Origin of the sequence: Micromonospora sp. WMMD710 (genome assembly GCF_029626045.1) — a bacterium.
Lineage (GTDB): Bacteria > Actinomycetota > Actinomycetes > Mycobacteriales > Micromonosporaceae > Micromonospora.
Window position 1 is genome coordinate 4,530,249 of the sequence record NZ_JARUBD010000001.1, and the last position, 26,842, is coordinate 4,557,090.

24 protein-coding genes are annotated in these 26,842 nt (G+C 70.7%); 13 read left to right on the forward strand and 11 right to left on the reverse strand.

What is annotated here, in order from left to right; genetic code table 11:
• Window positions 1–228: 228 nt before the first annotated feature.
• Window positions 229–906, forward strand: coding sequence for an HNH endonuclease family protein (locus O7620_RS20840; RefSeq protein WP_278127084.1), 678 nt, complete (start codon window positions 229–231; stop codon window positions 904–906).
• A gap of 82 nt (window positions 907–988) precedes the next feature.
• On the opposite strand, the gene O7620_RS20845 is transcribed toward O7620_RS20840, so the two are convergent.
• Window positions 989–1,693 carry a prepilin peptidase gene (locus O7620_RS20845; protein ID WP_278124563.1) on the reverse strand — a complete coding sequence of 235 codons (705 nt, stop codon included), beginning with the start codon at window positions 1,691–1,693 and terminating at the stop codon, window positions 989–991.
• Window positions 1,694–2,323: 630 nt separating this feature from the next.
• Between O7620_RS20845 and O7620_RS20850 the strand changes: the two genes are divergently transcribed.
• Window positions 2,324–2,713 (forward strand): hypothetical protein, encoded by a 390-nt coding sequence (locus O7620_RS20850; protein WP_278124565.1) that lies wholly within the window; start codon window positions 2,324–2,326, stop codon window positions 2,711–2,713.
• A gap of 682 nt (window positions 2,714–3,395) precedes the next feature.
• Here O7620_RS20850 and O7620_RS20855 read toward each other — a convergent pair.
• Entirely contained in the window at window positions 3,396–3,554 is a 159-nt protein-coding gene (locus tag O7620_RS20855; RefSeq protein WP_278124566.1) for a hypothetical protein, read from the reverse strand.
• A gap of 111 nt (window positions 3,555–3,665) precedes the next feature.
• Between O7620_RS20855 and O7620_RS20860 the strand changes: the two genes are divergently transcribed.
• The 11 genes from O7620_RS20860 (at window position 3,666) to O7620_RS20910 (ending at window position 13,900) form a co-directional block, all read left to right on the forward strand.
• Window positions 3,666–4,253, forward strand: coding sequence for an SAF domain-containing protein (locus O7620_RS20860; protein WP_278127085.1), 588 nt, complete (start codon window positions 3,666–3,668; stop codon window positions 4,251–4,253).
• Between the two features lie 20 nt (window positions 4,254–4,273).
• The gene (locus O7620_RS20865; RefSeq protein WP_278127087.1) at window positions 4,274–5,011 is read left to right on the forward strand and encodes a hypothetical protein; all 738 of its coding nucleotides are present in this window, start codon (window positions 4,274–4,276) and stop codon (window positions 5,009–5,011) included.
• Window positions 5,008–6,321: an ATPase, T2SS/T4P/T4SS family gene (locus tag O7620_RS20870; RefSeq protein ID WP_278124567.1), complete on the forward strand. Its 1,314-nt coding sequence runs from the start codon at window positions 5,008–5,010 to the stop codon at window positions 6,319–6,321. Before O7620_RS20865 ends, O7620_RS20870 begins: the two co-directional genes overlap by 4 nt.
• 2 nt (window positions 6,322–6,323) lie before the next feature.
• On the forward strand, window positions 6,324–7,160 hold the full coding sequence (locus tag O7620_RS20875) for a type II secretion system F family protein (RefSeq protein ID WP_278124568.1): 837 nt from the start codon (window positions 6,324–6,326) through the stop codon (window positions 7,158–7,160).
• Window positions 7,157–8,026 carry a type II secretion system F family protein gene (locus O7620_RS20880; protein ID WP_278124569.1) on the forward strand — a complete coding sequence of 290 codons (870 nt, stop codon included), beginning with the start codon at window positions 7,157–7,159 and terminating at the stop codon, window positions 8,024–8,026. The genes O7620_RS20875 and O7620_RS20880 overlap by 4 nt, the downstream gene beginning before the upstream one ends.
• A 46-nt stretch (window positions 8,027–8,072) precedes the next feature.
• Window positions 8,073–8,279, forward strand: a complete 207-nt coding sequence (locus O7620_RS20885; RefSeq protein WP_278124570.1) for a hypothetical protein — start codon at window positions 8,073–8,075, stop codon at window positions 8,277–8,279.
• Between the two features lie 5 nt (window positions 8,280–8,284).
• Window positions 8,285–8,692 (forward strand): TadE family protein, encoded by a 408-nt coding sequence (locus O7620_RS20890; RefSeq protein ID WP_278127088.1) that lies wholly within the window; start codon window positions 8,285–8,287, stop codon window positions 8,690–8,692.
• A 63-nt stretch (window positions 8,693–8,755) separates the two neighbouring features.
• Complete coding sequence (locus O7620_RS20895) at window positions 8,756–9,190, forward strand: TadE/TadG family type IV pilus assembly protein (RefSeq protein ID WP_278127089.1); 435 nt, start codon at window positions 8,756–8,758, stop codon at window positions 9,188–9,190.
• On the forward strand, window positions 9,187–9,669 hold the full coding sequence (locus tag O7620_RS20900) for a pilus assembly protein TadG-related protein (RefSeq protein ID WP_278124572.1): 483 nt from the start codon (window positions 9,187–9,189) through the stop codon (window positions 9,667–9,669). Before O7620_RS20895 ends, O7620_RS20900 begins: the two co-directional genes overlap by 4 nt.
• Window positions 9,666–12,755: a BTAD domain-containing putative transcriptional regulator gene (locus O7620_RS20905; RefSeq protein WP_278124574.1), complete on the forward strand. Its 3,090-nt coding sequence runs from the start codon at window positions 9,666–9,668 to the stop codon at window positions 12,753–12,755. The genes O7620_RS20900 and O7620_RS20905 overlap by 4 nt, the downstream gene beginning before the upstream one ends.
• On the forward strand, window positions 12,752–13,900 hold the full coding sequence (locus O7620_RS20910) for a DUF2637 domain-containing protein (protein WP_278124576.1): 1,149 nt from the start codon (window positions 12,752–12,754) through the stop codon (window positions 13,898–13,900). Before O7620_RS20905 ends, O7620_RS20910 begins: the two co-directional genes overlap by 4 nt.
• 312 nt (window positions 13,901–14,212) lie before the next feature.
• On the opposite strand, the gene O7620_RS20915 is transcribed toward O7620_RS20910, so the two are convergent.
• From O7620_RS20915 to O7620_RS20955, 9 genes are all read right to left on the reverse strand, one after another.
• Entirely contained in the window at window positions 14,213–14,671 is a 459-nt protein-coding gene (locus tag O7620_RS20915) for a DUF4262 domain-containing protein (protein WP_278124577.1), read from the reverse strand.
• Window positions 14,668–15,057 (reverse strand): hypothetical protein, encoded by a 390-nt coding sequence (locus tag O7620_RS20920; protein ID WP_278124579.1) that lies wholly within the window; start codon window positions 15,055–15,057, stop codon window positions 14,668–14,670. The genes O7620_RS20915 and O7620_RS20920 overlap by 4 nt, the downstream gene beginning before the upstream one ends.
• 568 nt (window positions 15,058–15,625) lie before the next feature.
• A complete protein-coding gene (locus tag O7620_RS20925; RefSeq protein WP_278124581.1) occupies window positions 15,626–18,055 on the reverse strand; it encodes a DEAD/DEAH box helicase in 2,430 nt (809 codons plus the stop codon).
• 1,118 nt (window positions 18,056–19,173) lie between these two features.
• The gene (locus O7620_RS20930) at window positions 19,174–21,276 is read right to left on the reverse strand and encodes an ATP-binding protein (protein WP_278124583.1); all 2,103 of its coding nucleotides are present in this window, start codon (window positions 21,274–21,276) and stop codon (window positions 19,174–19,176) included.
• Window positions 21,277–21,426: 150 nt separating this feature from the next.
• On the reverse strand, window positions 21,427–21,858 hold the full coding sequence (locus O7620_RS20935; protein ID WP_278124585.1) for a DUF3085 domain-containing protein: 432 nt from the start codon (window positions 21,856–21,858) through the stop codon (window positions 21,427–21,429).
• Between the two features lie 26 nt (window positions 21,859–21,884).
• Window positions 21,885–23,051 carry an FAD-dependent monooxygenase gene (locus tag O7620_RS20940; protein ID WP_278124587.1) on the reverse strand — a complete coding sequence of 389 codons (1,167 nt, stop codon included), beginning with the start codon at window positions 23,049–23,051 and terminating at the stop codon, window positions 21,885–21,887.
• Between the two features lie 254 nt (window positions 23,052–23,305).
• Window positions 23,306–23,779: a hypothetical protein gene (locus tag O7620_RS20945; protein WP_278124588.1), complete on the reverse strand. Its 474-nt coding sequence runs from the start codon at window positions 23,777–23,779 to the stop codon at window positions 23,306–23,308.
• A 325-nt stretch (window positions 23,780–24,104) separates the two neighbouring features.
• On the reverse strand, window positions 24,105–25,703 hold the full coding sequence (locus O7620_RS20950; protein WP_278124589.1) for a VWA domain-containing protein: 1,599 nt from the start codon (window positions 25,701–25,703) through the stop codon (window positions 24,105–24,107).
• A gap of 25 nt (window positions 25,704–25,728) precedes the next feature.
• The gene (locus O7620_RS20955) at window positions 25,729–26,841 is read right to left on the reverse strand and encodes an AAA family ATPase (protein ID WP_278124591.1); all 1,113 of its coding nucleotides are present in this window, start codon (window positions 26,839–26,841) and stop codon (window positions 25,729–25,731) included.
• Window position 26,842: the final 1 nt, after the last annotated feature.

Genomic DNA, 26,842 nt, shown 5'->3' on the forward strand with positions numbered 1-26,842 from the left:
TGCGAGCCTGTTACCTCGGCTGACGAGCCGCGGCGACCGCACCCGCAGACGGCCGACCTCTGCAAGACCGCGCGGCAGGTGGCGGTGTGCGACACAGCCAGGTAGAAGCCGTCTCCCCGAGGGAGCCTCTGCCCCTCATCCAGCTCTTCACAGGAATGCCGCCCCACCGCCATGTTCATCGAAGATGGTGTGTGCGATCGGTTGTTGATGATGACGCGGAGGTACGGCATGGCACGACCAACAGCGATAACGTCCTCACCCGCTCGACCCCGTGCGCGCACAGCGGCCCTGGCACTTGCGGCGCTCGCTGGCGCGGCCCTGTCGGTTGCCATCTCAGGGCCTGCGGCGGCATCGCCACCGGGCATCCCATCGAAGGCGACCGCGCAGTCGCAGCTGAACGCCCTCACCGTCGGCAGCGAGGGATCGACGAGCGGTGACTCCCGCGACCTGTTTCCGCACTGGATCGCCGTCAGTGGCAACTGCGACACTCGGGAGCAGGTCCTCAAGCGCGACGGCACGTCAGTGGTCGTCAACGCGTCGTGTCAGGCCACGTCTGGTCGCTGGTACAGCCCCTACGACGGGGCGACCTGGTCAGCGGCCTCAGACGTCGACATCGATCACGTCGTTCCTCTCGCGGAAGCGTGGCGCTCCGGCGCGAATTCTTGGACGACCAGTCGCCGGCAGAGCTTCGCGAACGACCTGTCGCGCCCACAGTTGATCGCGGTGACCGACAACGTTAACCAGTCCAAGGGCGACCAGGATCCGTCGTCGTGGCAGCCGGCGGTGTCGTCGTACCGGTGCACCTACAGCAAGATGTGGATCACCGTGAAGTATGCCTGGGGTCTGCGGCTGCAGTCATCGGAAAAGTCCGCCCTGCAGAGCATGCTCAACACCTGTTCCTCCTGAGCCCGAGCGGCGTTGCGGTGTCGGTGTCCTCGCTCTGGGCCGCCGACGCCGAACCGCGCCGCGGTGAGTTGCCCTCCGGTGATCACAGGCTACTGAGCGCAGCCGACAGAACCGCGCCGGCGAGCATGTAGGGGCCGAAGGCGATGTCGGGTTGGCGGCGCAGCAGGAGGCGGGTCAGCGCCTCGGGCGCAGCGAGCGCGTACGGCAGGGCAGCGCCCAGGAACACCGCCGGCCATCCGATCACGCCGAGCGAGGCGCCGAGGAGCACGGCCAGGCGAACGTCGCCGAGGCCCATCTGGCTTGTGGTGATGAGTGCCAGCAGGAGGTAGCCGCCGCCGAGTGCTCCGCCAGCGAGTGCCGCGGTGGTCAGGGGGTGTGCCTGGCCGGTGGTTAGCGCGTGGGCGGTGAGGATTATCCCGATGGCGAGCGTCGCGATGCCGATGATCGGCGTGGGGAGTCTTCTCGTTGCGACGTCGACAGCGGCGAGCAGCGTGCCGGCGTAGAGCACGGTGGCCCAGGTCGCGACCAGCAGCAACCCGTCGGGCCGTTCCCCTAGGAGCCAGGCCATGCCCGTGAACGCTGCGGCCATAGCGATCCCGCTTGCCAGCGCATTGAGCGCTTGTTGAGCCGGGCGGCTCGTACTGGGGCGGTGGTAAGTGTGGCGACTCGGGGAGGGCTGGGCGTTCGGCGCCGTCAGGGTCGTCATGATCCGGACGTAGGCGTGAGGCATTGTCAGGCCGGCCAGCGCACCGATCAGCGCGGCGCACCACAGGACCGGTTCGGTCATCGCGTACCGCACCCATCCGTCAACCACGGCAGCAGCCGGTGAACCCGGCGGCTCGTCACCAGGCCATCGAGGGCACCGCCCACAGCGAGGTCAGCGCTGCCAGTTTTCGGGCAGCGAGCTTGGTCCATGAATGCGATCTGCGTTCGACACCACACGACGCAACCATAGTTGGCTGAAGTGCAAACCGTGGTTGACGATGTGAGTGGATCCGTGCTTAGCTCGCCTCAGTGGAGCTAACTGCGGTTCGGTCAGGGCGAACCACAGTTAGCCCCGGAGTGCGCTGGGTGGCCCACGGAGTGTCGGCTCTGGAGCGTCGGTGGCGAGGCTGCTCGAGCAGTCGGCGCGCCGAAAGGGTCAGTTCGCCGGATGCCCGCGACGTTCATGATCGCGAGACCGTCGTCTCGCCGTTACCAGGAGGCAGGATCAGCAATGACGGTAGTTGTCGCGAGACGTAGGTTCCGTGCCAGGTCAGGTGGCCGGTGGGCTCGGCTGCTCGGGCTGCCAATAGTGCTCTGCCTCGCTGCCGCCGTCGGCGCCTGTGATTCAGATGGACCCGGCGAAGACGCGACACCGAGCGTCTCCGCGCCGCCGCCGGGCCAGAGCCCGCGGGCGAGCGCGGACGATGCGGCGTTGTCCGCGTATCGGGCTATGTGGCAGGCCTATGCCAAGGCCGGGCTGACCGCGAACCCGGACGACCCTGACCTCGCTCGCTTCGCGAGCGACGCCGCACTACAGACGTTGAAAAGTGGTCTGTCCTCGTACCGGAGCAAGGGCCAGATTCTCAAAGGTGATCTGGTGGTGAACCCGCAGGTGCGGCAGTCGTCGCTGGTGTCGACGCCGCCCACGGTGACGGTGACCGACTGCATCGATGACACCCGGTTTCTGGTCTACACCGCTGCCGGTTCCCCTATCAACGACGTGCCGGGTGGGCGCCGAGCCGTCGAGGCGACGGTGACTGGCGGTGGCACGCAGGGTTGGAAGGTCGTCAGCTTCGGTGTGCGGGAGGTCGGCACATGCTGACGCGGCGCGGCGGTCTGGCCGTGCCCCCCGTAATCACTGCCGCTGTTGTCCTGGCCTGCTCCGGGGTCGCTGCCGCGGACGGGGGCCTGGGCGGCGTGGACTGCCGGCAGAACCCGTCGGCGCCGCAGTGCGACATCAGCGCCGGCACCCCCGGCGATCCCGGACAGCCGGCCGGTCCATCGAATGATGGCAGCGGCGGATCGGACGACGGCGCGACGGGCCAGAAGGACCCGTGCCATTGGGCGCCGGTGGAGGGACAACGTCCGCCACCGGCGGGGAAGGGCCCGGCTGGCGGTTGGTACGCGTGGACGTGCGCGGGGGACGGTTTCGGTTCGCAGCGCACGCCGGTGTGGCTCGATCAGGCACCCGGAGTGGACTTGGCCGCGATGGCGCAGACGGCGCGCTCGCGGCTGGTGCTGCCCACGCCGCAGATCCGCACGAGCCCCGACAGGCTGCCGTTCGTGCTGGTCCGGGTTCCCGTGTGGCTGTGGGTAGATCCGCTGACGTGGGGTCCGCGATCAGCGACGGCCGCGGTGCCCGGGGTGACGGTAACGGCAACGGCGACACCGGTGCGGGTGCGGTGGTCCTTCGGGGACGGCACCGCGGACCTCACCTGCGCTGGCCCGGGTAACCCGTGGGTGCCCGGCACGGATCCTCGGACCGCCTCGTCGTGCGGGCACACCTACACCCGGTCCTCGGCCGCGACGCGCGATGAGGCGTTCGTTCTGCGGGCGACGGTGACGTGGACGGTGACCTGGTCCGGGCCGGGCGGCGGGGGCACGCTCGCGGCGCTGACGACGACCTCGGCGGCGCCCGTGCGGGTGGCCCAGTCGCAGTCCATCGTCGGGAGTACCCGATGAGCGTGATGACCGAGCGACCGCCAGCCAGCCCGGCCGTACAGAGCACGAAGGCCGGCCCGTCGCATCGGGCGGGCCAGCGCAGCGGCCGACGGGTGGCCGCCGGCGTGCTCCTGGTGCTGGCGACGGTGGTGACGTTCTGGCAGGTCGACCTGCGTCGGCACGCCGAAGAACAGGTCCTTGCCCTGACCCGAGGCGTGAACGCCGGAGCGGTGATCAGCGACGGGGACGTGCGGGTGGTGCGGGTGGCGAACCCGTCGGGCCTGGCGCTCATCAGCGCTGACCGGCGCGACGAGGTGGTGGGGCGAACGGCGGCGGTCCCGCTGGCCGCCGGCAGCTTGGTGGTGTCGTCGCAGGTGGGTCCGCCGGCGTGGCCAGCGGCCGGACAGGCGGTGATCGCGGTGCCGGTCAAGGCGGGCCGCGCCCCCGCCGCTCTCGCCGCAGGGACCCGAGTCGTGGTGCTCGTGGGTCCGCCTGCCGCGGCTCAGCAGGCCGGTGGAACCCCCACCGCTGACCAGCCTGCGGCGGGGGCGCGGCGGGCACTGGCCACCGTGGTGTCAGCGGGCGCAGGGGAACAGGCAGGCGGGCAGGTGGTGGGCCTGCTGCTGGCCGCTCAGGAGGCGGAGGCGGTGGCCTCGGCGTCGGGGGATGTGTCGCTGGTGCAACTGGGGCCAGGGCAATGAGGGACGGGACGGTGCACAGCATGTTGGTGGTGGTCGCGTCGGTGTCCGGCGCAGCAGGAGTATCGACGGCGGCGCTCGGCTTGGCCGCGCTGTGGCCCAACCGACCCGGGCTGCTGGTAGAGGCAGACCCCTGCGGAGGGGTGCTCGCCGCGCGGTTCGGCCTCCCACAGGACCCGGGCCTCGCGACGCTCGCGGCGGCGGCCCGCCACGGCCCGCCACTGAGTGGGCCGGCGCCGTTCGTGCAGTCGTTGCCACTGGGGTTGCACGCGCTCGTCGGGCCCGGCGCCGCCGAGACCGCCGCGGCGGCGTTGTCGGTCCTCGCCCACCAACCGACGGTGGAGGCGTTGGCACCGGTGGTGGTCGCGGACGTGGGCCGGCTGTATCTGGGCAGTCCGGCTCACGGGCTGCTGCCCCGCGCGCACGCGGTGGTCCTGGTGACCTCGGGGACCGTCGAGCACCTGCATCATCTCGACACCCGGCTCGCTGCGCTGCGGGTGAGCACCTCGCCCGGCGGTGTCGGCGTCGCCGTCGTCGGCAAATGCGCCTATGAGCCGCAGGAGATTAGTAACCGCCTCGGCGTGCCGGTGTGGGCACACCTGCCCAGTGACCGGTGGGGCGCGGCGGTGCTCTCGGGGCGGATGACTGGGCCGGCGTGGTCGCGGACCCGGCTGGCGCAGGCATTGCGCGCCCTGGCCGGCACCGTCGCGGGACAGCCGCGACCGCGACCAGCCCGTCCCGCGTTGGAGGTCGTGCGATGACCGCCCCACGATCCGATGGTGAAAGCCCGCTCGTGGTGGCCCCGGAGCTGGTGGCGCAGCTACGCGCCCGCGTCAGTGACCGCCTCACCGCCCACGGCGCGGACCTGCCCGACGGGCAACGTGAGGCAGTGATCGCCGGTTACATCGCCCAAGAGTTGATGGCATACGCGCAGGAGACCATCAGCAGCGGCCGGGCTCCACTGACACCGCAGGTCGAGGGGGCGTTGGCGCGGGCGCTGCGCGACGGCCTTACCGGCCTCGGCGGCCTGCAACGCCTGATTGACGACCCGCAGATCGAGGACATTTTCGCCAACGGCTGCGACAACGTGTGGGTCCGCGGGACCGACGGGCGCACCCGGCGAGTCCCGCCGGTCGCCGCGTCGGACGCAGACCTGATCGACCTGGTGCGCATCGCGGCGGCCCGAAGCGGTCTGGAAGAGCGCCGCTTCGACCGCGGCTCCCCGAGCCTGTCGCTGCGGCTGCCAGGCGGGCAGCGGCTTTTCGCGGTGATGGCCGTGTCGAAGCGCCCGTCGGTGTCGATCCGCCGCAACGTGCTACACCGGGTTACCCTCGACGACCTCGTACACCGTGCGGAAATCACCCCCGGGCTGCGGGACCTGATCACGGCCATGGTGCGGGCCCGCAAGAACCTGGTGATCTGCGGCGGCACGGGCGCCGGTAAGACCACGCTGCTGCGCGCCGCAGCCGGGGCGATCGGCGTTCACGAGCGGATCGTCACCGTCGAAGACGCGTTCGAACTCGGCCTGGACGAGGACGCCACGTCGCACCCGAACACCGCCGCGTTGCAGCAGCGCGAGCCGAACCTGGAGGGTGTCGGTGGCATTGACATGGCCGCGATGGTCCGGTGGGGGCTGCGGATGCGCCCCGACCGGGTCATCGTCGGTGAGTCCCGCGGCGCCGAGGCCGTGCCAATGCTGCTGGCGATGTCGCAGGGCAACGACGGGTCAATGTGCACCGTGCACGCCTCCTCCAGCAAACAGGCGCTGACCCGGCTGGCGATGTATGTGATGCAGGCGCCGGAGCGGTTGGCGTTCGACGCGGCGAACGTGCTCATCGGTCAAGCCGTGCATTTCGTGCTGCACCTCGACGTCGCCACCGACGGCACCCGAGTGCTCTCCTCAATCCGGGAGGTGTTGGAGACAGACGGCGAGCAGATCCCGTCCAACGAGATCTACCGGCCCGGCCCGGACCGTCGGGCGGTCCCGGCCGCGCCGATGCGCGCCGAAACCCTCGACGAGCTCATCGCCGCCGTACCCAACGTGGTCTTCCTCGCCCAGGACCGGTGGTAAGAATGCTGCCGATCCTGCTCGGTCTCGGCTGCGCCGCCGGCCTCGTTCTCATCGCCGACGGCCTACGCCGCCGGCCACCCGGCACCCCCACCCGCCGGTCGCGCCGACCCTGGACGGGCGCCGACCGCAGCCGACTGCTCGCAGCTGTGGGCGGGGGGCTCGCGGCGGCGGCGCTGACCCGATGGCCGGTGGCGGCGCTGCTGGCCGGCGCGGCCGTGTGGGCATTGCCCCGGGTGCTCGGCCCCGACCGGGAGCACACCCGAGCGGTCGCCCGCATCGAGGCGGTCGCCACCTGGGCGGAACTGCTGCGCGACACCCTGTCCTCGGCCGCCGGACTGGAGCAGGCCATCACCGCTACCGCCCCGGTCACCCCGCAGCCGATCCGCGCGCAGGTCACCGCCCTCGCGCAGGCAGTGCGCGGTGGGGCGCGGCTGCCCGACGCGCTGCGCGTGTTCGCCGCCGACCTCGCCGACCCGGTCGCCGACCTCATGGTGCGGGCGCTAACTCAGGCCGCCGGATACCACGGCGGGCAGTTGTCGCAGTGCCTGACCAGCCTCGCCGTCACCGCCCGCGAGCTGGCCGGGATCCGGATGCGGGTGGCCACGACGCGGGCGGCGACCCGCACCGCCGCGCGGGTCATCACCGGCACCTCGGTGGCGATGGTCGTCGGGCTGATCCTGCTCAACCGCGGATTCCTCGCCCCCTACCACAGCGTCAACGGTCAACTGGTCCTGCTCGTCGTGGGCGGCGTCTTCGGTGGCGGGTTCTGGTGGCTGGCCCGCGCTTCCCGTATCCCCCAGCCTCCGAGGGTGCTGGCCGAACCGGGACGGGCGTCATGAGTGTGGTGCTCGCGTGTGGGCTCATCGCCGGGCTCGGCCTGGTCCTGGCGGGATCTGGCCTGGTGCCGGCCCGGCCCGGCCTCGCTCACACCCTTGACGCGCTGCGCCGCTCACCGCAGGCACCGCCGGAGCCGATTCGGGCGCGGACCCGCCTGCTGGCCGCGCCGATGCGCGCGCTCGGCATGCCCCGCGAGCGGATGCGCGTCGACCTGGCCGTACTCGAGCGACCCGTTGCCCTGCACCTGGCCGACCAAACCGTGGCCGTCCTCGCCGGGCTGGTTCTGCCTCCGGTCGCGATGGCCGTGCTCGCCACCACAGGGGTCACCTTCGCCGCCGGAATGCCCCTGTGGGCGTGCCTCGCTGGCGCCGTTGGCGGATGGTGGCTGGCCGAGACCACGGTGCGCGGCGAGGCGCAACGCCGCCGCGACGAGCTGCGCTACGCCCTGTCCGCCGTCCTCGACCTCGCCGTCATCTCCCTCGCCGGCGGCGCCGGCCTCGAGCAGGCCATCGACGACGCCTGCGCTGACAGCCACGGCTGGGCGGCACAGCGGCTACGCCGCGCGGTCGACACCGCCCGCCTACTGCGCGTCGCACCCTGGCAAACCTTAGGCCAGCTCGGTGAGGACACCGGCGTGAGCGAGCTGCACGAGCTCGCCGCGACGATGAGCCTCGCCGGCACCGAAGGCGCACGCATCCGCGACTCCCTGACCATCCGCGCCGCCACCCTGCGCGCCCACCAGGCAGCGGCCCTCGAAGCGCAAGCGAACTCCGCCACCGAGCGTATGTCGATGCCCGTCATGCTCCTCGCCGCCGCCTACCTGCTGTTCCTGCTCTACCCGGCGATCTCTGGAATCGGCACATTTTGACCAAACCCGCGCGTGCCGCATACGACGCACCCAAGGAGGCAGACCCATGCGCCCGAGGAATTTACTCGTCCTGCTGACCCTGGCACAGCTCACGCTCACCGATCGGATCCGCCAACTGCGCCACAGCGCAGACCGAGGCAGCGAGACCGCCGAAAAGGTCATGTGGATCGCCCTGCTGGTCGGCCTCGCCCTGTCCGTCTTCGCCATCTTTCGAGACAAGATCATCGGCAAGGTCAGCGGGATCAACCTGTGACAACCATCCGGCAAACCCGCGCCAGGCGGCGCCTGCGCGTCAACGATCGGGGATCAGCGAGCACCGAGGTCGTCCTCTACGCGCCCCTGCTGTTCCTGCTCGTCCTCATCGGCGTGCAACTCGCGCTGTGGGCCCTCGCGCAGCTCGGCATCCAGCACGCCGCCAACCACGCCCTACAGACCACCAGGGTGTCCGGCGGCACCGCCGCCGCCGGCACCGCCGACGCCACCACCGTCCTGGACCAGGTCGCGGGCCGCGCCGTCGACAACCCGCAGGTGTCCGTGGCCCGTAACGCCGACACCGCGACCGTGGCCATAGCCGGTCGGGTACCGGCCGTGGTGCCGTTTCTGCGCCTGCGGGTGGAGACCCACGTCAGCGCGCCCGTCGAGCGGTTCCGACCCGAAGTCGGCTAGATCGCGTCTTGAGAAGGGAGAAGGCTGGTGAGCGACCTCGGCAGGACGAAACGTCGTCCCGGCATGCGCCGGCCGCCCGCGGGCCGGTCGCCTCGCGATCGGGGGTCGGTCAGCGTCGAGATGGCCCTCGGCTACGTGCCGCTGATGGTCCTGGCCGTCCTCGCCATCGTGGCCTGCCTGCGCCTGGCATCAGCCGCCATCGACGTACGCTCCGCAGCAGCGGCGGCGGCCCGGCAGGCATCCATCGCCCGCACGCCCACCGAAGCCCGCCTCGACGGCGCTGACGCCGCATCGATCACCCTGGCCGGACGCACCCTCCCCTGCCAACCGTCGACCATCACCGTCGAGCCCGGCGCGTTCGTCCCCGGCGGGCAGGTCACCGCAGCAGTGGCCTGCACCATGAGCCTCGAAGACCTCTACGGCCTGGGCCTGCCCGGGTCGGTGACAATTCGCGCCACCTCGCGGCAGCCCCTGGATGCGTACGGGGCACAGCCGTGACCACCCGCCCCCCCGCTAAGGCGCGTCGGGTTCGTCGCGATGATCGAGGGCAGATCACCCCATGGACCGTCGTGGGGACCCTGATCGTGCTCATCCTCGCCGGCCTGGTCTTCGACCAGGGCATGGCCATGGCCACCAAGGTGTCCGCGTACGACACCGCCCAGGCCGCCGCCCGCGCCGGTGCGGACGAGATCGACCTGGCCCTGCACCGCACGACCGGCGCGGTGCAGCTCGACCCCGCCGCAGCAAGCACCGCTGCCAGAATCTTCCTCACCCAAGCCGGCCAGGCAGGCACCGTGTCGGCCACCACCGAGCAGGTCACCGTCACGGTCACCACCCGGCATCGCACCCAACTCCTGCACCTCGTCGGAATCACCGACATCCCGGTATCCGCCACCGCCACCGCCACGCCCGCCACCGGCGTCACCACCGCCACCGAAGCCCAGATCATGCCTACGCCTGGGGAGGTGCCACTGTGATCGCGACACTGTCAAAGGTCGCCCGCCGCGCGGTCGGCGGAGCGACGCTGGCACTGCTGCTCGCTGGCGTGCCGTACGCGCTGCTGCGCTACCTCGACCCGCCGCTGCCCGACCAGCCGCCTACCTGGGACACCGTCACCACCGCGCTGACCAGCCCGCTGACCGACGAGATGATCGGCGCGGTCCTCACCGCCCTGCTCTGGGCGGCCTGGGTGTCGTTCACCTGGTCGGTGCTCGCCGAACTCGGCGCCGCTCTCACCGGCCGACGACTGCCTCAGCCCCGTGTGCTGAACCCTGGTCGTGGCCTCGCCGCGCTGCTCATCGCCATGATCACCGGCGGAGTCCTGGCCACCGCCGCGCAAGCCGCCACACCGCCCCTGACTGGTCCCGCCCACGCCCACCCGGGTGCCTCCGGCGTCGCCTCGGCCACGGCGGCTGTCGCGCACCGCGAGTCTCTCCCCAGCACCACCAGCACCCAGGTATCGCAGGCAGCCGCGACGCCCGATTGGACGCTGGCCCAAGGCGAGGTCACCCTCGTCGCGAACGGCCGCGAGTACGTACACACCGTCAAGCGCGGTGACACCCTGTCGAAGATCGCCGAGCAGTGGCTTGGCGATGCGAACCGGTGGCCGGAAATTTTCGCCCTCAACAGGGGCGCCCATTTCGCCGACGTCGGCGGCACCCTGCGCAACCCGAACGTGATCTACCCGGGCTGGGCGCTGGACCTGCCCGCCGACGCCACCCCGCCCGCCGGGCAGCAACCCCGGCCCTCAGCCCCCACGCCTGCTCCGCCGCGCACGCCGGCACCAGAGACCACACTCGGCGTTCCGCCCGCTGATCAGCCGTCCATGAGCACCGTTCCGCAGGTTCCCGTCCCGAGCGCGCCGGCTGCCAGCCCGACACCCACCGGTACTGCATCGACCCCCACCGGCGATGCGACCGCCGCCAACCCCACTGCCCCCGACAGCAGCCGAAGCGCCCGCCCCGGCCACGGTGTGCCGCTGCCGACCGGCAGCTGGATCGATGGTGGGCTGGCGCTCGCCATCGCCGCCGCGGTGGCCATCGTGTGGGCACACCGGCAGCGCCGATACCGCGCCCGCAAACCGCCGGTCCAGCGCCCTGTGACGGACCCCGACCTGGCGCCTATGCCCCACGTGGTCCGCCAGATCCGGCGTGGCCTGCGCGACGCGGCGACCCCAGCCGATGCCTCACCCCCCGACAGCCCAGCTGATGAAGAGAACGGCTCGTCACCTCGGACCGACGATGTCCTCACCGACAAAGCCGACGCCGTCCATGAAGCCAGCCCCGCGCAGGCCCCCACCGCTATTGACGACGCCCCCGACAGCGGGCCGGTGGCACCGGCACTCGCCCACCCCCTATCGGCCGTGTGGCCTCCGGCCGGCCTGGGCCTCACCGGGCCCGGCGCAGACGCCGCCGCCCGCGGCTTCCTCACCGCCGCCCTCGCCGCAGGCGCGGCGGAACACCCCGACGCTCGCACCCAAGTGGTCATCCCCGCAACCACCGCCGCGACCCTGCTGGGCGCCGCCGCCGTCAATTTGCCCCACACCCCTCGACTCACCGTCACCGCCGACCTCGACGACGCCCTGGAAATCCTCGAGGAACAAACCCTGCACCGCACCCGGCTGGCCTACCACCACGAAGTCGACACCATCGCCGAACTGCGCGCCGCCGATCCCTTCGAAGAACCCCTGGCGCCGGTGATGCTGCTCGCCGACGCGACCGGCCGCCACGAACGCGCCCGCATCGCCGCGCTCCTCGCCCAAGGCCAACGCCTGGACATCCACGGCGTGCTCCTCGGCACATGGCCCGACGGCGACACCGCCGTCGTCACCGCCGACGGCACCGTCACCCGCGCCGACGGCGACGCCCGCCACGGCCCCCATCCCGCCGACGTCGGCCGCCTCGCCATCCTCGATCCCACCGAAACCGTCGACGTGCTCGCGACCCTCGCGGAGTCCCACACCGGCCAGATGCCGGCACCCGCACCCATCGAGACGCCACCTAAGCCCAGGCCCGCGATAGCCGTGGCCCCCGCCGACGTAGCAGACGCCCCAGAGCCGGCCGGCGAGAGCACCGACCATGAGTTCGCTGACCCCGACGAACACGACTCGGAGGCCTCATCGAAGCCGCACACCGACGGCGACAGCGCACCGACCGCTGTGCGGCCTGTCGCCGAAGACCCCACGGCGCCAGCGGGTGCTGACGGGCCCGCCGGCGCAAACGCCGAGACTCATGACCACGACATCGCCCCTTCCGCGGGGCCGTTCAAGGATGACGCGTCAGGCGCTGACCCGGCCGAAGCGCACCGCAGCCGGGTCGAGGTGACGGTTCTCGGCCCGCCGGCCATCCTCGGCGCCAACCATCCGCGCGCGCTGCGCGCCAAGTCCATGGAACTGCTCGTGTACCTCGCCGTGTATGACGGCGCCGCCCCCGCCGAGACGATCATCGAAGACCTCCTGCCCGACGCCCCCACCAGCAAAGCCACACACCGTCTGCACACCTACGCCTCCGACCTACGCGCCGTGCTGCGCCACCACGCCGGACCCGGCACCTACCTCACCCGCCCTGACCACCGCTACCAGCTCAACCCCGACTCCTTCGACATCGACCTGTGGCGCCTACGCGCCGCGCTGCGCGCCACCGACAGTCGAACCGAACGGGCGCAGGCACTGCGCCGCGCCGTCGAGGGCTACCGGCCTCTGGCTGAGAGCTGCGACTACGAATGGCTCGAACCCCACCGGCACGCCGTGCAACGCGAGGCCCTCGACGCCGTCGCCGCACTCATCGAGGATCTCGCCGGCCAGCCCGAGCAGCAGGCCGCCGTCTACGACACCGCTGTGCCTCACCACCCGTACAACGAGGAGCTGTATCAGCAGGCGATGCGCGCCCACGCCGCCCTCGGTGACCTCGACGCCATCCGCGTGCTGCGCCGGACCCTGACCCAACGACTCGGTGAGATTGACGCCGAGCCCACCGACGACACGCTCGCTCTCGCCGACCGGCTCATCGCCGAGGTGCGCTCGCGGCGCGGCCCACGCTCCTCCGACGGCCGGTCGTCGGCGTGAGCAGCGCTGTTCGTCCGGCCGATGATCCGGGAACACCGATCGCGGCCGGCAGCGTCGAGGACAAGCAGCTGCGCAGGCTGCGGTGGGCGGTGCGGGCAACTCTCGCCTTGGGCGTCGCGGCGTCGGTGGCCGCGAACGTCCTGCACGCCCGACCGAACCCGATCAGCCAAATCATCGCCGCCTGGCCGCCCCTGGCGCTCCTGCTCACCGTCGAGTTGATCTCCCGCGTCCCCCACCACCGTTGGCACCTCGGCGCGATCCGCGTCACCGCCGCGGCGGTCATCGCCGTCATCGCCGCATGGGTGTCCTACTGGCACCTCGTCGGCGTCGCCGCCCGCTACGGCGAAGCCGGCTACGGCGCCGCCTATCTCCTGCCCATCTCTGTTGACGGACTCGTCATCGTCGCCAGCGTCAGCCTCGTCGAGATCAGCGCCCGAATCCGCGTCATGTCGCCGCAGGCAGCAGCCACAGCCGCCACCGAGCACCACACAACCCCGGCGCTCCCAGCTCATGCCACCGAGACCCCGACCCCGGCCTCGACACACGTCGGTCTGTCAGACAACGCAGCAAGTGGCGCAAACCTCCTCGACGCATGCCCGCTCGCGGGCGCCGGGCGCACCGTCGCGCCGACGCCGCGCACCCGAGTCTCGGGCGAGACGCCGCAGCTGGCCGTTGCCGCCGGGCCACCGAGCGCCGACGCCAACGCAGACAGACCGCCGCTGGAGCTCAATGCCGCGCAGACACCGCCCGATCCCGTCACCGTGCCTGCCGCCGGCAAGTCGGCCGGTGCGCTGTCAGAGACCGCGGGGCCCGCGGCCGAGACATCTGGTAGCCAGCCGACGTCCGCCGAAGTCGCGACGCAGCCGACGCAGGCCGCAGATACCGCTATGGGCGAACCGTCACCCGAGAGCGCCACGGGCGGTGACCGAGAAGAAGCAGATCCGCCGGGCGGCGCTGACACGTGGTTGGGCGATACCGCTGCAGCGGTGGCGTACTGGCGGCGCCGTGATCCCGCGCTGCAACCAGGCGAGGTCGCCGAACGGATCGGTAGGTCAGAGCGGACTGTGCGCCGCCATTGGCAGCCACGGCCGGGGAACCGCACCGCACGCGCCAATGGCCATCCCGCCGGCAAGCGGCGACGCTGATCGTCGTTCCTCTGGTCGGCTAGTGGCCCGGGCGGCGATTTCAACGACAAAAAGGACCCAGTTCGTGCTCTGCGGGGGGGCGGACGGCTTCAGCCCGGGGGCACACCGCGAGCGCAAGGATTGGCCGCGGCACGACGGTAGGCTGGACAGGAACGATCCTGTCCAGCCCACCGAAACCTTGCACCCTGCGGGGCGCCCGCTTCACGCTGGCCGCCCGCAGGGTGATCAGTGCCGCGACCCGGACTACCACCAGGCACCAACTGCCTGGCCAAGTAACCGCACGTCCGCACGCACCTTCCGGTGCCCGGACTGTCAGGGACGTCGCATGGTCGGCTGCGCCGACGGCGGGTAGGCGTAGCCGCCGTCCCAGGGGAAGCGGCCCTGCGGATCGGGCCACACAATCTGCTGCACCCGAACCTGCTGGCCGTATCGGGCGATCGCGGCGCCCGGGTGCAACTGTTCGGTCGGCGTGCCGTCGATGACGACCGCGTCGTAGCCGGCGATCAGGTCGCCGACGCGTTGATTATGGGTGAAGCGCTCGGCTCGGTCGTAGACACGGGCGGCGAGGTCGTTGAGCAGTTGATGCGCGATGGCGGGATCGAGTCCGGCGATCAGCAGCTCGGGATAGCCGTGAGCAGTGAGCCCGACGGTGTAGGCGAACGGGGTGCTGTCGTCGGTGTCGTCCGCGGCGGGGTGCACGAGTGTCACCACCCAGCCGACCCGGTCGATGATCTCGCTTTGGCGGCGTCGGAAGTCCTCGTTGCCGGTCACTGGTCATGTCCTTCCGCGTTGTCGTGGCGCTCGGTGAGAGAGGGTGGATCGACCTCGGTGAAGCCCCAGAGCCGGTCGATGAGCTCCAGTGCCTGGGTGCGGTAGCGGTCGGCGAAACCGCGGCAGATCGCCGGCTTTGCCTGCGGGTACTGGTAGTGCGGCAACGTGTCATGGCAGATGATGTAGGACTCTTGGTCGCGGGCGTCGGCGACGAGGGCGCGAAGCTGCCCTGACTCGAGGTGCATCCGGTTGCCGGGGGCGAAGATGCAGGTGTCGCATTGGCGCGACAGCAGCCGGGACTTGCCAAGAATCGGGTCGCCAACGCTCAGCGACGTATCTGCGTCTCTGTTGTCGGGGTCGTCGTCAAGATCGGGCACAGGCTCCACAATTGCTCCTCTGCTGATCAGACGGGGGCACCGCCTACGTTCACGGTGCCCCCGGCGTCGTGTCGCTGTCCGGCGTGACCCGACTGGAGTGAGCCAGTCGGGTTGAGCCAGGTAGGCATCGAACCAATGCGGCACCGCTGGCCGGCGAAGCGCGGACAGCCCTCGGCCTTGCCACTACTTGGCTCGTTTCCTGGTAGGGATTGGTTAACAGCTCGCGGGCGCGGCCCAGAGGTCAGATAGGGCGCGAGCGTGTCATGACAGATGTTGGCCTTCGGGGGAGGCCGACCGCTGCCCGGTCTCTCGGCGGGAGCACACGTTGAATGGGCGGACTTCGCCAAGTAGTTGCGTCATGCTTGCGCTGGCCCGCCGATGGACTGTGCAGGCGCTGTCGCGAGGTTGGCGGGCACCGAGCGATCCCGACTCCGACCGCTGGCCGCATCCCTGAAGCGCGATCGTGCGGTGGGCGGAGGTGGTGGTGTCGGTTCAGTTTTGAGTTGCGCGGGTGGATGCGAGCTAGCCGTTGGCAAGCAGGCGGGTTTTCGGTGGTGACGTGTGGGTTGTTGGGTGGTTAGGAGCGCCAGGTTGTGCTGATCGCGTCGAGTTGCGCGATCCGGTCTGCCGTGAGTTTTCCCGCCCGGAGCCTGCGGCGTTGTTCTTTGACCCAGTTGCCGAGGCGGTAGCCGTCACGGGTTTCGGCCGATTTGGGCATGCGTAGCGTGCCGTAACGGTGGTGGTATTCGTGGGCGTGGGCGAGACCGACGGCGAAGCTGTGGGTTCTGATGTCCCACATCATGTTCAAGGCGTTGAGGGCGGTGATCCGTTCGGCGGTCAGGGTGCCGCGCTTGCGGAGCATGCGTTGCGCGACGATGAACTGCCCGAGGCGGTAGCCATCCGCTTCCGTGTGGTGCTGCGGCACGTTGAGGTGCCCTTGTCGGGCGTGGAAGGCGATGGCGTGGGTGATGCCTCGCTCCCACATTGCCTGGTAGGGGTCGAATTCGATGCCGAGGTGCTCTAGAGCGGCGCTGCGATCGGGGTCGAGGCGACCGGAGCGGTGGGCACGGCGTTGGGTGCGAACCCAACTGCCGAGGGGATAGCCATGAATAGTGGTGTGGTCCGGTGGCACGCGAAGGTGTCCGTGCTGGGCGCGGTAGGCCGCGGCGTGCTGCAGTCCGGTTTCCCAGTTGGTGCTTCTGGGGTCCCAGAGCATGCCGAGGGTGTCGAGGGCCTGAACGCGTTCGGCTGCGATGGTCTTGGTGCGGCGGGCTTTGCGTTGGTGGTGGATCCATCGGCCGAGCGGGTATCCGTCGTCGGTGACGTGGTCGACGCGTGGATAGAGGTGACCGTGGGTGGCGTGGTAGCGCACGGCGGCGCCGTAGCCTTCCCACCACGGTGAGGTGGTGGCGGTGATCAGCCGGACGGTGAGGTGTTGCAGGTACTGATCGATGTCGTAGCCGTCGGGAAGTCGGACTACCACTTGCTCAGGCAACACGGGGGTGACGTCTAGGTACTGGCGCTGCCGGTTGAGGGCGATGGCCAGGGATTCGTCGTGGGCGCGCAGGGCGCGTACGACCTGCCAGATGGTGCTGTAGCCGTCGGCGTCGGCCTGAGCGTCCACGGCGGCGTCGTCACCGACGAGGACCGGGACCAGGACGGTGGCGACACCACTGCCGGTGGGGTTACGCCGCAGCCCACGCCCGACGGCTTGGACGACGTCGACGGTGGAGGTCTTGGGGTGGCTGAACACGACGGAGTCGACGGCGGGGACATCGATGCCCTCGCCGAGGCAGCGGACGTTGGACAACACCGCCCATCCATTGTCCGGCGGGTCGGCGAGGTCGCTGAGAAACGCACGCCGCGCGGCGGTGCTGTGTCGGCCATCGACGTGGTGACAGGTCAGCGCCATGTTTGGGCGTGTGGGTTCGGACAGCGCGGCGAGGGTGACGGGCAGGGCGGCGGCGAAAGCGCGTGAGTCGGCCACGCGGTGGGTGTAGACGATGGTGCGTCGCAGGTCGAATTCGGCGGCGGCGCGGGCCAGGGCTGTGGCGACCATCGCGGTGCGCAGTGGCCCGTCCGCGCCGCGGCCTGCGTCGCGAGTGCCGGTGAGGTCGCGGACCAGGGGCAGAATCTCGGCGCGGCTGACACCGACGACGGCGATGCGGTAGTCGTCAAGCCAGCCGTCGGCGATAGCCTGGGCGAAGGTGTACCGGTGCAGGACCGGCCCGAACACCTCGGTGTCATCCATCGATAGCAGGTGCTCGTCGTCGAGATCGCCCGTGCGGGGGGTGGCGCTGAGGTACAGGCGGCGGACAGCGGGCAACCCTTGATCGTGGTGCAGCAACGCTGTCAGTTTGTCGTCGGGTCCGGCGCTGTGATGGGCCTCATCGACGACGAGGACATCGGCAGCGATGCCGGTGGCGATCAGCGCTCCGCCGAGCAGGCCTGCGGAGCGATGAGTGGTGACGATCAGCCGGGCGCTGCGGCTAGGGGCACGTAGCCAGCCGGCGATCGTGGCCGGGTCGGTGGTGACGGTGACGGCGTCGGGCAGGTCGCTGGTGTGTGCGGCGGTGTCGGCAACGGTGTCATCGCCACAGACCGCGAGGGCCGTACCGTTGGAGTGCCCAAGGACTGCGAGGGTTTGAGCCACCAGCGCCACTGATGGGCACGCGATGACGACGTAGCCGCCAGGTGGGCATAGCTGTGCGGCGATGTGCGCGGCAGTGACGGTCTTCCCAGTGCCGCATGCGGCGTGGATCTGTCCCCGGCCGCCGGCCCGCAGGGCGGTGACGGCGGCGGGGATGGCGAGGCGCTGCCAGCCGACGGGATCCGGCAAATGATTGACGATCAGACCAGCGGCGACATCGCCGCCGCCGACGCTGTGGTTACTTGACCATCCGGGCGCGCTCATCGGGGTGGCGTCGGCTGGATGGCGTGCCGCGACGAGGACGTTCGACATCTGGCGTGTGGGATCGTCGCTGGGCAGCGGATTTGGTGTGGTCATGGACCTTCTCCAGAGCTCTGGCGGGCAGCCCGAGGGATCGGGACGCCGCTGGATGGGCAGGAACGTCGAGTGGTGGTGGCCCGGTAACGGACGTGGTCAGTTCGGGCGGCGGGGATCGGCGCGCGAGGGCTCGGCCGATGAAGCGGTGGCAGAAGGCTGCTCGCGAGCCAGCGGCACCATCGGCTCCAGTGGCCGGTGAAATGGGGTGCGGATGGGGCGGGTTAGTTGGCATCTCGCTCGTACGTGAGGGCTGGGTTCGTCAAGCCGCCGACACGGTGACGGTGGGCCGCAGCGGCATCGACGCTTCGGCGTTGACGGCTGGTCTGGGGCCTACGGGCTGGGTGGGTGAGAACCAGCCGGCAAATCGGGTGGCTGCGGCAGCGACCGTGGCTACCACCCGCGCACGACCTCGGGCGACCGGGGTACGGCGGGTCGCGGCACGCAGCGCCCAACGCGCATCCTGCAGAGGCGGGCACGGGTAGCTTTCCCGCCTGCAGCGCAGGTTGACGCAGCGACCAGGCCGATCGGGGTCCTGCAGGTGCTGATCGGCTACGTCGGTGGCGAGAAGCCACAACAGGGCGTCGGTCACGTTGTGCGGTAGGGCGTGACGGTGCTGCGGTGACATCAGGGCTGCCCTTCAGTGCGGAGACGACTCGGGTGGCCGCCGCCCCGACCAACAGGAGTAAAGGACCCTGTCGGATATGTCGGGGCGACGACCGCAACGAGTGACGCTCGACTTGCCCAATAGATCAAGTCGTCACGGCTACATGCCGTCGAAGGGCAGGACCGATTGCTTGTCACCGAGCGCCATAGTTGGCGATGGGGCAGGCTCCTTGGCGCACAATGCTCGACCTCGTCGTTCAACACGGGCCGGAGCTGGCACGACGATCAGCATGTTGGCGTTTCAGCAACGCTGAGCTTTACCAATACGGCTTGCCTGCTAGAAGGTGCCAAGAAATCTGCTCAACTCGGCAGCCGGTGCTGACCAACCCGGTCCGCCAACTAACCTGCTAAGTCACCGTTGAGTGTTCTGCCGGCCGAATTGGTGCCGCCCGCGTGGCGGCGGTGGCGTGTCCGTGGGACACCGCCCCCAGAGGTCTGATCGGGGCGGGGTTGGGTCAGGTGGTGCTGAGGTTGAGGCGACGGCGTTCGGCGGCCAAGAGAACGCGGGCGGGCTGGTGCCAAGTGTCGTCGTCGAGCGGAGCGGCGGTAGTGCCGTCGGCGAGAGCCTTCAGCGCGGGTACCTGCTCGGCGTAGGGACCGCCGAGTGCGGTCAGGTCGGCGCAGACGCGTGCGATATCGGCGCGGGTCTTGGGGGTCCAGGGTCCGGGTCGGCCCCACGTTTCGCGTCGACGTCCGCGAAGGGGGCCTTCACAGAGGTGGTAGCCCAGCCACACCACGGGAGGGCGCAGTCCGGCGGCTTCGGCGAGCAGCGCGACGTTGTCATAGTCGCCGGCCTGGTCACCGCGGATCGGACGGTAGCCAACGGGACGGGGGTTGGTGAGCACCCGCCAGTAGCCGGGGTACACGGCGGTGGAGGCGACGAGGTCTTTCGCGTCGCGGAAGCCGCCAGCGTTCAGGGCCTGCGGGAGTTGGTCTAGCAGCAGGTGGGCCAGTTCGCGGCGAACAGCCGGCACACTCGGGTCGTCAGCCCGCCAGTGGCGGCCCCGCCTGCCGGACGTGGTGGCCTTCGAGGTGCCGTGCTGACCATCAGCGCTGACGGACTCCGTGTCGAGAGGTGGTAGGCCATTGCCGTCGGCGAGCTGGCCCAGCAGACGGGCGGCGAAGTCGGAGAGCATCTGTTCGAAGCCGCGGCTACGGTCGTAGAAGTCCTGCACGGGTATCCAATGGCCGCCGCCGCGGTGCGCGACGCGGTGCGCGGCCTCGTGCAGGAGCACCAGCAGGGTTCGGTGCCGGTCGGTGAGCGCGTCGCGGTGGATGGCCACGTCTCCGGTCAGCGGCCGGTAGAAGCCTTCGGCGCAGGGTGACTCGTCGCTGTGGTCGTACACCTTCACCCGGTCCAGGGCGAACGGGCCGATCGCGCGGCGCACCAGCTCGCAACCCTCACGTAGCGAATCGCGCTCCACGGCGGTCAACGCCTTGAGCGTGACCCAGCTGGTGCGGTTGCGGTTGCGGGCGTAGTGGCGCTGCTGGCTGGCTCTGGCCATCTCCACGCCCAGCAGTCCCATCACGGCGGCCTGTTGGTGGCCGGCGAGGCCGGGGGTGATCAGCTCGGTGTAGCCGTTGTCCTTCAGGTCCAGTGCCGCCTCCTCACCGCCGGGGATCGTGTAGTAGGTCTGCTCGGGGAGGTGGGCGCGTCCCCAGGTCCGCCACGCGGCGCGAGGACGAGGCAAGCGCACTTCGGTGAAGAACTGCTCTTGCTCGCGGAGTTTCCCGCCGCTGAGCACGTGCCGGGCGAACATGCCGATGAGTGAGGGGTCGTCGCTGCTGGCGAGGATGTCGCGGACGGCGGTGCGCAGCGCGGCGGCCTCGACGACGGTGCGGTCGCGGTTCTGCAGCGCCTTGTGGTCCAGCGACAGATCGTAGGAGGCCAGGAGGCTGGGCATGCGGGTAACCAGCACTCCGCCGATCCACACCCGTCCTGGTTCGCCGTCGCGCACGCACACCCCGGGCGAGGCGGGTGGCTGGTAGCCGGGCTCGGCCAGGGCGCGGAACCGTCCGATGGCCTCCCGCGCCAGCTCTCGGGAGCATTCGATGGTAAACACGGTGCCGCCGGTGCGGGTGTTGGGGTGGAAATGGTAGACGAGAACCTCGCTGCCCTGCTGCGTGCGGGACGGGATGAGTCCGCCGAGGAGCTTGCGGCGCTCGACGGTGGGCACGAACCCGTAGGACACGGTCTCGCACCGCACGGCGCCGATCTCGGGGCTGCGGGCCAGCACGAGGCAGGCGAGTTTCTTGCCCTCACCGAACTGGCCGATTTGCTCGTCGGTCTTGCTGGACATGCCGAGGATGAGTCCCTCCTCGGGGATGCCGGGGCCATTGTCGGCGATGGTCAGGACGCCGTCGGCCCAGCTGGCTGCCGCGTCGGGGTCTTCGTCGAGGGCGTTGGCGATCAGTTCGGAGATCGCCCGCACAGGCGTCCACGACTTCACGTACTCCGGTGAGATGGGGTAGGCCAAGCTGTCGGCGTCCGCCGCGGTCCCATTCGATGAGGCCGCTGTCGTACCGGGGGTGCCGGTGGCGTGGGTGGGGTCGGACACGAGATTTCCTCCGCAGAAATGGGAAGATCCGCGACCGGGTTCGGTCGCGGATCAGCTAGGTGGGAAGGCTGCTGTGGTCGATGGGGACTGGTCGGTGTAGCGGCGCTGACGGCTCCGCCGCTGCTCGCGGCGGGGCCGCCGGCGGCTCGGTCAGGCGAGGCGTGGCGTGCGGGTGAACCGGTAGGTGAAGGTGCCGGTTTCGACCATCAGGTCCAGCCACTGGTAGCCCGCGGCGCGGGCGCCGTGCAGTTCCTCGATCAGCGCACCGGGCTTCTCGGTGAGGTGCAGGTGCTCGACGAAGTCGTCGCCGCCGAGGTCGGGGTCGGTGCGGCGCCCGTCGAGGCGGGGGTCCCAGCCGAGGGCGTAGACGGTGAGGTTCGCGCCGGGCCGCTCCGGCTCGGTCAGTCGGGGAAGGCCGTTGGACATGAGGTACACGCCGTCGTCGTGGACCCACTCCAACGCCCCCGGGCAGGCGACCCCGAACTCAGTCTCAGTGAGGCTGGGGATGTGCTCGCTGGCGGTGACGGCGTGTTCGGCCAGCCGCAGCGTCTCGGGCAGCGGAAAGTACAGGTGCAGTGCCATCGAAGGGCTCCTGTCGGTGCGGGTGGTTAGATTTGGGTGGTACCTAGGTGGGCGCCGAGGCGTGGCCCTTGCCGCACGGCGGCGACGACGCCGTCAAGCTGGCGGCGTTGCCAGCCGTCAAGGGCGGTGGCCAGGTCGGCACCCCACCGGTGGTGCTGGGTCAGGGCGACGGTGAGAGCGGCGGCCTGCTCGATGCCGTTGTTGGCGCCTCTGCCGGTGTGGGGGCGCACGGGGGCGAGGGCATCGCCGACCAGCACCGCCCAACCGGCGCCGACGGGCCAGACCATGCGGGTGGGCAGGTCGATGTCCATCACCGGCGCGGCCATCCGAACGGTGGTCGTGTGCACGGTCGCGGCGTGCGGGGCGGGCAGCAGCCGGGCCGCATGGGCGTCGACCAGCGCGCGGGCGGTCTCGGAGACGTGATGGGGCAGCGCGAACGCGCGCCGCTGCGGCGGCGCGCCAAAGCAGTGGGCGTAGTCGGCGGCGCTGCAGGTGAGGTACAGCGTCCAGTCCAGGCCACCGGGAATCGGGGCGACGTTGTACTGGCATCCGGGCCCGGGTTCCAGGCGCAAGAAGTTCTTCACCGCCACAAGCTGGCTGGCGGCGTGTCCGCGGTGGGCGACGTAGCCGGCGTAGCGCAGCTGCCGCGCGGGGTCGAGGAGCCGCCGTCCAGTGGAGGTGCGGCCGTCGGCGAACACCACCAGATCCGCAGGCGTGTTCGTGTCGTCGGCGAAGAGCAGGTGCGGGTGCCCGCCGCGCTCGGTGATGCCGGTGACGCGGTGTCCGGGCTGCAGGACACCTGCGGGTAGGCGGCGGGTCAGGGCGTGGTGCAGCAGCGACCAGGTGGTGTTGCGGCCCGGATATAGGCGACGGGCGGTGTGGATGGCCTGCCGGTCGCGGACGGTGACTTCCAGGACCATCTCGGAGGGGTGGGCGATGATCTCGTCCTGGCTGATGCCGATGCGGTCGAGGACGTCCAGGGCGGGGTGTTCCAGGCCGATTAGTCCGCCGCCGCGCGGCGCGGCGGCGGGGGCGGCCTCGTAGACGGTGACCGGGAAGCCGGCCCGCAGCAGGAGCAAAGCGCAGGTGGCACCGGTCAGGGAGCCACCGACGACCGCGACGCGCGGTCGCGTCCCGCCGTGGGCGGTCAATGCCCTGGGCAATTCTGCGCCAGGGGTGTTCGGCTGTGTCATCTGGGTTTCCTTCCGAAAGGAAGCCCGGACACGGCCGTACGGCCGTGCCCGGGCGGGTGCGCGTAGTGCGCGAGGTGGCCGGGCATCGGCCGTAATCGGTGCGGTTCAGGTCAGGTCAGCGCCCACGGGGCGACCTGGTGGGTGTGTCTCGCGGTGGGCGCGACGGGAGCAGGTGTACGGGACGGGTTCACCGTGAAGGGCCGCTCAGGTGTTGATGCGGATCCGCGGTGGGGTGTAGCGGCTGCCAGGGCCGCTCAGGTGCCAGGGCGCAGCATCCGTGCCAGCGAGCGCAGCAGGTCGAGCACCTCACTGGCGCCGGCCTGCGGGTCCTCCTCGATGGCGAGGAGCCCTTCGGGTTGGTCGCGGAAGCGGGTGAGGACGTAGGCGGTGCCGTCGGCGTCCACCGCCTCGACGTAGCGGACCAGTTGAGGCGGGTCCACGGCGTCGGTGACGGCTGCGTGCATGAACACCCAGGCCACGATGCGGACCGGGCCGGTGGCCGTGACGAGGTTGGCCTGCACGATTGGGCTGTGTAGCTCGGCGGCGGCGTGACGCAGCACCGCGACGGGGTCGTCGGTGTTCGCCTCGTTCGCTGCCGCGGATGGCGCGGTGGCCACGCCGACGTGCCGGGCGGTCGGGTCGGGGTGCCCGGGGACCGGGGCTTCCCGCAGCACGGCCAACACGGTCGGACCGGGCCACGGGTAGGCGCGGTCAGCGTGCTGGTCCATGCCATGCAGGCAGTACGAAATGGCTTGTTGTCGTGGGGTGAACATCTTTCTCCGATCCTGGTGACGAAATCACTGGACGTGCGGGGTCATTGAGGAGACAAAGGCGCTGGTGAGGTGGGCCGCGACTCCGTACGGGACGATCGCGGCCAGGGGCTGCACCGGGGCACCGTTTGGTGTCGTTGTCATCGCCGTCCGTGCAGGCTTGGTTGGGTGCGGTTTCGTGGCCCGTCGAGGGGTGCGGGCGGTGACCGAGGCAAGCGGCGCCGCGATCCGGTTGAGCAGCCGTTCGCGGTCGGCGTTGGCAGCCGCAGCGAGCGTTCGGTGGTTAGGCCTGTTCGAGCGCGGTGATGGCGGCGTCGGCGATGGCGTCGACGGCCTGGATCGGGTCGTCGACCAGGAGCGTGGTGGTGTGGGTGAAGGTGTGGCCGGACTGGTCGGCGGGGCGTAGCCACAGCACTGCGCAGCCGGACTGGTGCAGGGTGGTGATCAGCCGTTGCGCGGCGTCGGTGTTGGGCAGTTCGCCGTCGGAGACGACAGCGAGCATCCGCAGCCGGCCTGGTTGGCGCAGGCGCAGCACCTCATCGGCGAGTTTGACCGCGTCGAGGAACGCCGTCGTGCCTCCGAGCGCTGACATCTCCAGGACCTGGGTGGGCCGTTGGCGGGGCGACACGAGCAGGGCGGCGCTGGTGCCGAAGCCGATCATCGCGGTGCTGGCCTGGTTGCTGCCGGCCGCGCTGGCGAGGATCCAGCCGGCGGCGGACATCGGTGCGGCGTAGGCGCGCATCGAGCCTGAGGTGTCGACGAGGACGGCCAGGTGCAGGGTCGGCTTCGGCGGCGGGATCTGGGCGCGGCGCTGCCACGGGGTGGCGGTGGGCATGCTGCCCGCGGCGATCTGCGCTTTGGCGGTGATCGCGTGGCGGGTACGCAGTCGTCCGGGCGGTATCGGGCTGGGCCGGGTGTCGGGTTCGGGTTGGTGCGTACGGGCCTGGCGCAGCCGGGCGGCGAGCCGGCGGGCGGCGGCCCGCTCGGCGTCGCTCGGGTCGCGGCGCGTCCACCAGGCGGGCGCCCCGTGTCGCGCCTCGTTCTGCTGGGCGGTGTATTCGGAGGGTGTCAGGCCGGCGGTGTGCGCGAGGTAGTCGGAGAGGGCCTGGGCGAGTTGGCCAGCGAACTCGCCGGGATCGGCTTCGGGTGGCGTCGGCTGCTGGCGGGGGTCGATGCCGAGGATGCGGCACCACCGCCACGCCAGGTCGATCATCGCCGTGGCGTTGGTGTCGTCGGTGCTGTGGGCTTGGCGCCACACGTCGCGGAGCTGGCGCAGTTTCTGGCGGCCGAGGACGGCGGTGACGGCGGCGCGGACGCCTTTGATGTCCTTCGCGGTAATGATGCGCGCGTCGACCCGGGCCAGGAGCAGGGCGGCGAGGTTGCCGGCGTGCCAGGCGTCGTCCACCGGCGCGTCGCCGGGGTTCAGCAGGGCAGTCACGGTGTGGCGCAGCCACCGCCGATCCGCGCGGCGCCTGGAGCGTTGGCGGTTCTCGATGCGGGATTCCTCGAGCATGTCGGCGACTTCGGCGACAATCGGCGGCGTGCCAGCAGGGGCCGTCCACAGGCTGTGGGTGGCGTGGGCGGCTTCGTGCACGAGCAGTCCGTAGGCGGTGGGCACCAGGCGTTTGTGCGCGGCGCGACGCGGGTCGGTGATGTCGGGGGCCCCGATGTGGGTGGCGTCGACCTCGATGCGACGGGCGTCGGGGTAGAAGCAGGCGGGGGCGCCGCCGCCCGCGCCGGGGGCGACGGTGACGCTCAGGTCGGTGCGGCCGGTCAGGACCGGGACGTGCCGGGTCCAGGCGTCGCTCCAGGCAAGCCAGTCCGGGGCGTTGGCGGCTGAGGTGCCGGAGCCGGAGCCCCGGTGGGCGGAGGGTTTGGGCATTGATCTTGTCCTTTCGGTTGAGAGGTCAGCGCTGTTTGCCGAGAGTCAGCGGCGTGATCTCGGTGCCGAACTGCGCCTTGAGGGCGGCGAGGACCTGCTCGCGGTCCTCGATGGGTGCGCGGCCGATGAGGTTGGACACCGCCGCCGCGGAGCCGAGGGTCTTGCTGACGCGGGTGAAGCCGAGCAGCTCGCGTAGCTGCGGCGCCCACCCGATCCGGCCTGCGGTGAGGTCGGTGTTCAGGGCGATCGCGGCGTCGACGGCGGGTCGGGGGACGCCGAGGTGGCGGGCGAGGTCCCAGTCGGTGGTGACCTCGATGTGCACGTCGAAGCGCGACGCGAGGGCCTCGGTGAGGATGGCGCCGTGCACGCCGGGGTTGTGCCCGGCGACGAGGTAGAACCCCTCGACGGCTTCGACGCGTTCGTTACGGAACCCGGGGATGGTGATGACACGGCGGCCGTCCATGGCCGGGTAGAGCACGGCGAGGACCTTCGGCTGAATGAGGGTGGCGTCGTCGACCAGCAGCGCACGGCCCTCGCGCATCGCCTGCACAAGGGGGCCGTAGGCGAACTCGAAGCCGCCGTCGGGCAGGGGGATGAAGTTGCCGAGGAAGTCCTCCACGACGGTGTCGCCGGTGCCAGCGACGGTGAGCAGGTCCGGGAATGCCGCCTCGACCAGCGCGGTCTTGCCGGTGCCGGGCGGCCCGTAGAGCAGCACGGGGATGCGTTTGTCGCGCAACCGTCGCAGCACGTCCACGTCCGTGGCCCCGGCGAGTTTGCGGGGGAAGTACAGGTCCCCGTTGGGGCGGGTGACCGGCTGCCGCCGGCCTGACCCACCCCGGACACCTGGCGCCGATCGTGGTGCGGGCGGCGGCATGGTGCCGGCCGCGTCGATACCGGCCTGAGTGATCTGGAAACGGTGCGGGCCGGTCAGGTGGGTGGCGTACCCGGCCTTGGCCATCTTCTTCAACGCCTCGAACACCGCCCCGGTCGAGGGAACAGCGAGGGCTTTCGTCAGCTCGCCGACGGCGAACACCTGATCGGGGTGAGCGGCCAGATGCGCGGCGACCTTGTGGTACAGGTAGCCGGGACGCCGGTCACCGGTCGTCGTGGACGACGTGGGGCTGGTAGTCGGATCCATG

Bases quoted from the DNA above. Each gene is read 5' to 3' on its own strand.
- O7620_RS20950 (WP_278124589.1), bottom strand. From the start codon at position 25,703: ATGCCCAAACCCTCCGCCCACCGGGGCTCCGGCTCCGGCACCTCAGCC.
- O7620_RS20955 (WP_278124591.1), bottom strand. From the start codon at position 26,841: ATGGATCCGACTACCAGCCCCACGTCGTCCACGACGACCGGTGACCGG.
- O7620_RS20855 (WP_278124566.1), bottom strand. From the start codon at position 3,554: ATGGACTGCGACTGGGCCACCCGCACGGGCGCCGCCGAGGTCGTCGTC.
- O7620_RS20925 (WP_278124581.1), bottom strand. From the start codon at position 18,055: ATGACCACACCAAATCCGCTGCCCAGCGACGATCCCACACGCCAGATG.
- O7620_RS20870 (WP_278124567.1), top strand. From the start codon at position 5,008: ATGACCGCCCCACGATCCGATGGTGAAAGCCCGCTCGTGGTGGCCCCG.
- O7620_RS20840 (WP_278127084.1), top strand. From the start codon at position 229: ATGGCACGACCAACAGCGATAACGTCCTCACCCGCTCGACCCCGTGCG.
- O7620_RS20875 (WP_278124568.1), top strand. From the start codon at position 6,324: ATGCTGCCGATCCTGCTCGGTCTCGGCTGCGCCGCCGGCCTCGTTCTC.
- O7620_RS20940 (WP_278124587.1), bottom strand. From the start codon at position 23,051: ATGACACAGCCGAACACCCCTGGCGCAGAATTGCCCAGGGCATTGACC.
- O7620_RS20865 (WP_278127087.1), top strand. From the start codon at position 4,274: ATGTTGGTGGTGGTCGCGTCGGTGTCCGGCGCAGCAGGAGTATCGACG.
- O7620_RS20945 (WP_278124588.1), bottom strand. From the start codon at position 23,779: ATGGACCAGCACGCTGACCGCGCCTACCCGTGGCCCGGTCCGACCGTG.
- O7620_RS20935 (WP_278124585.1), bottom strand. From the start codon at position 21,858: ATGGCACTGCACCTGTACTTTCCGCTGCCCGAGACGCTGCGGCTGGCC.
- O7620_RS20885 (WP_278124570.1), top strand. From the start codon at position 8,073: ATGCGCCCGAGGAATTTACTCGTCCTGCTGACCCTGGCACAGCTCACG.
- O7620_RS20880 (WP_278124569.1), top strand. From the start codon at position 7,157: ATGAGTGTGGTGCTCGCGTGTGGGCTCATCGCCGGGCTCGGCCTGGTC.
- O7620_RS20895 (WP_278127089.1), top strand. From the start codon at position 8,756: ATGCGCCGGCCGCCCGCGGGCCGGTCGCCTCGCGATCGGGGGTCGGTC.
- O7620_RS20845 (WP_278124563.1), bottom strand. From the start codon at position 1,693: ATGACCGAACCGGTCCTGTGGTGCGCCGCGCTGATCGGTGCGCTGGCC.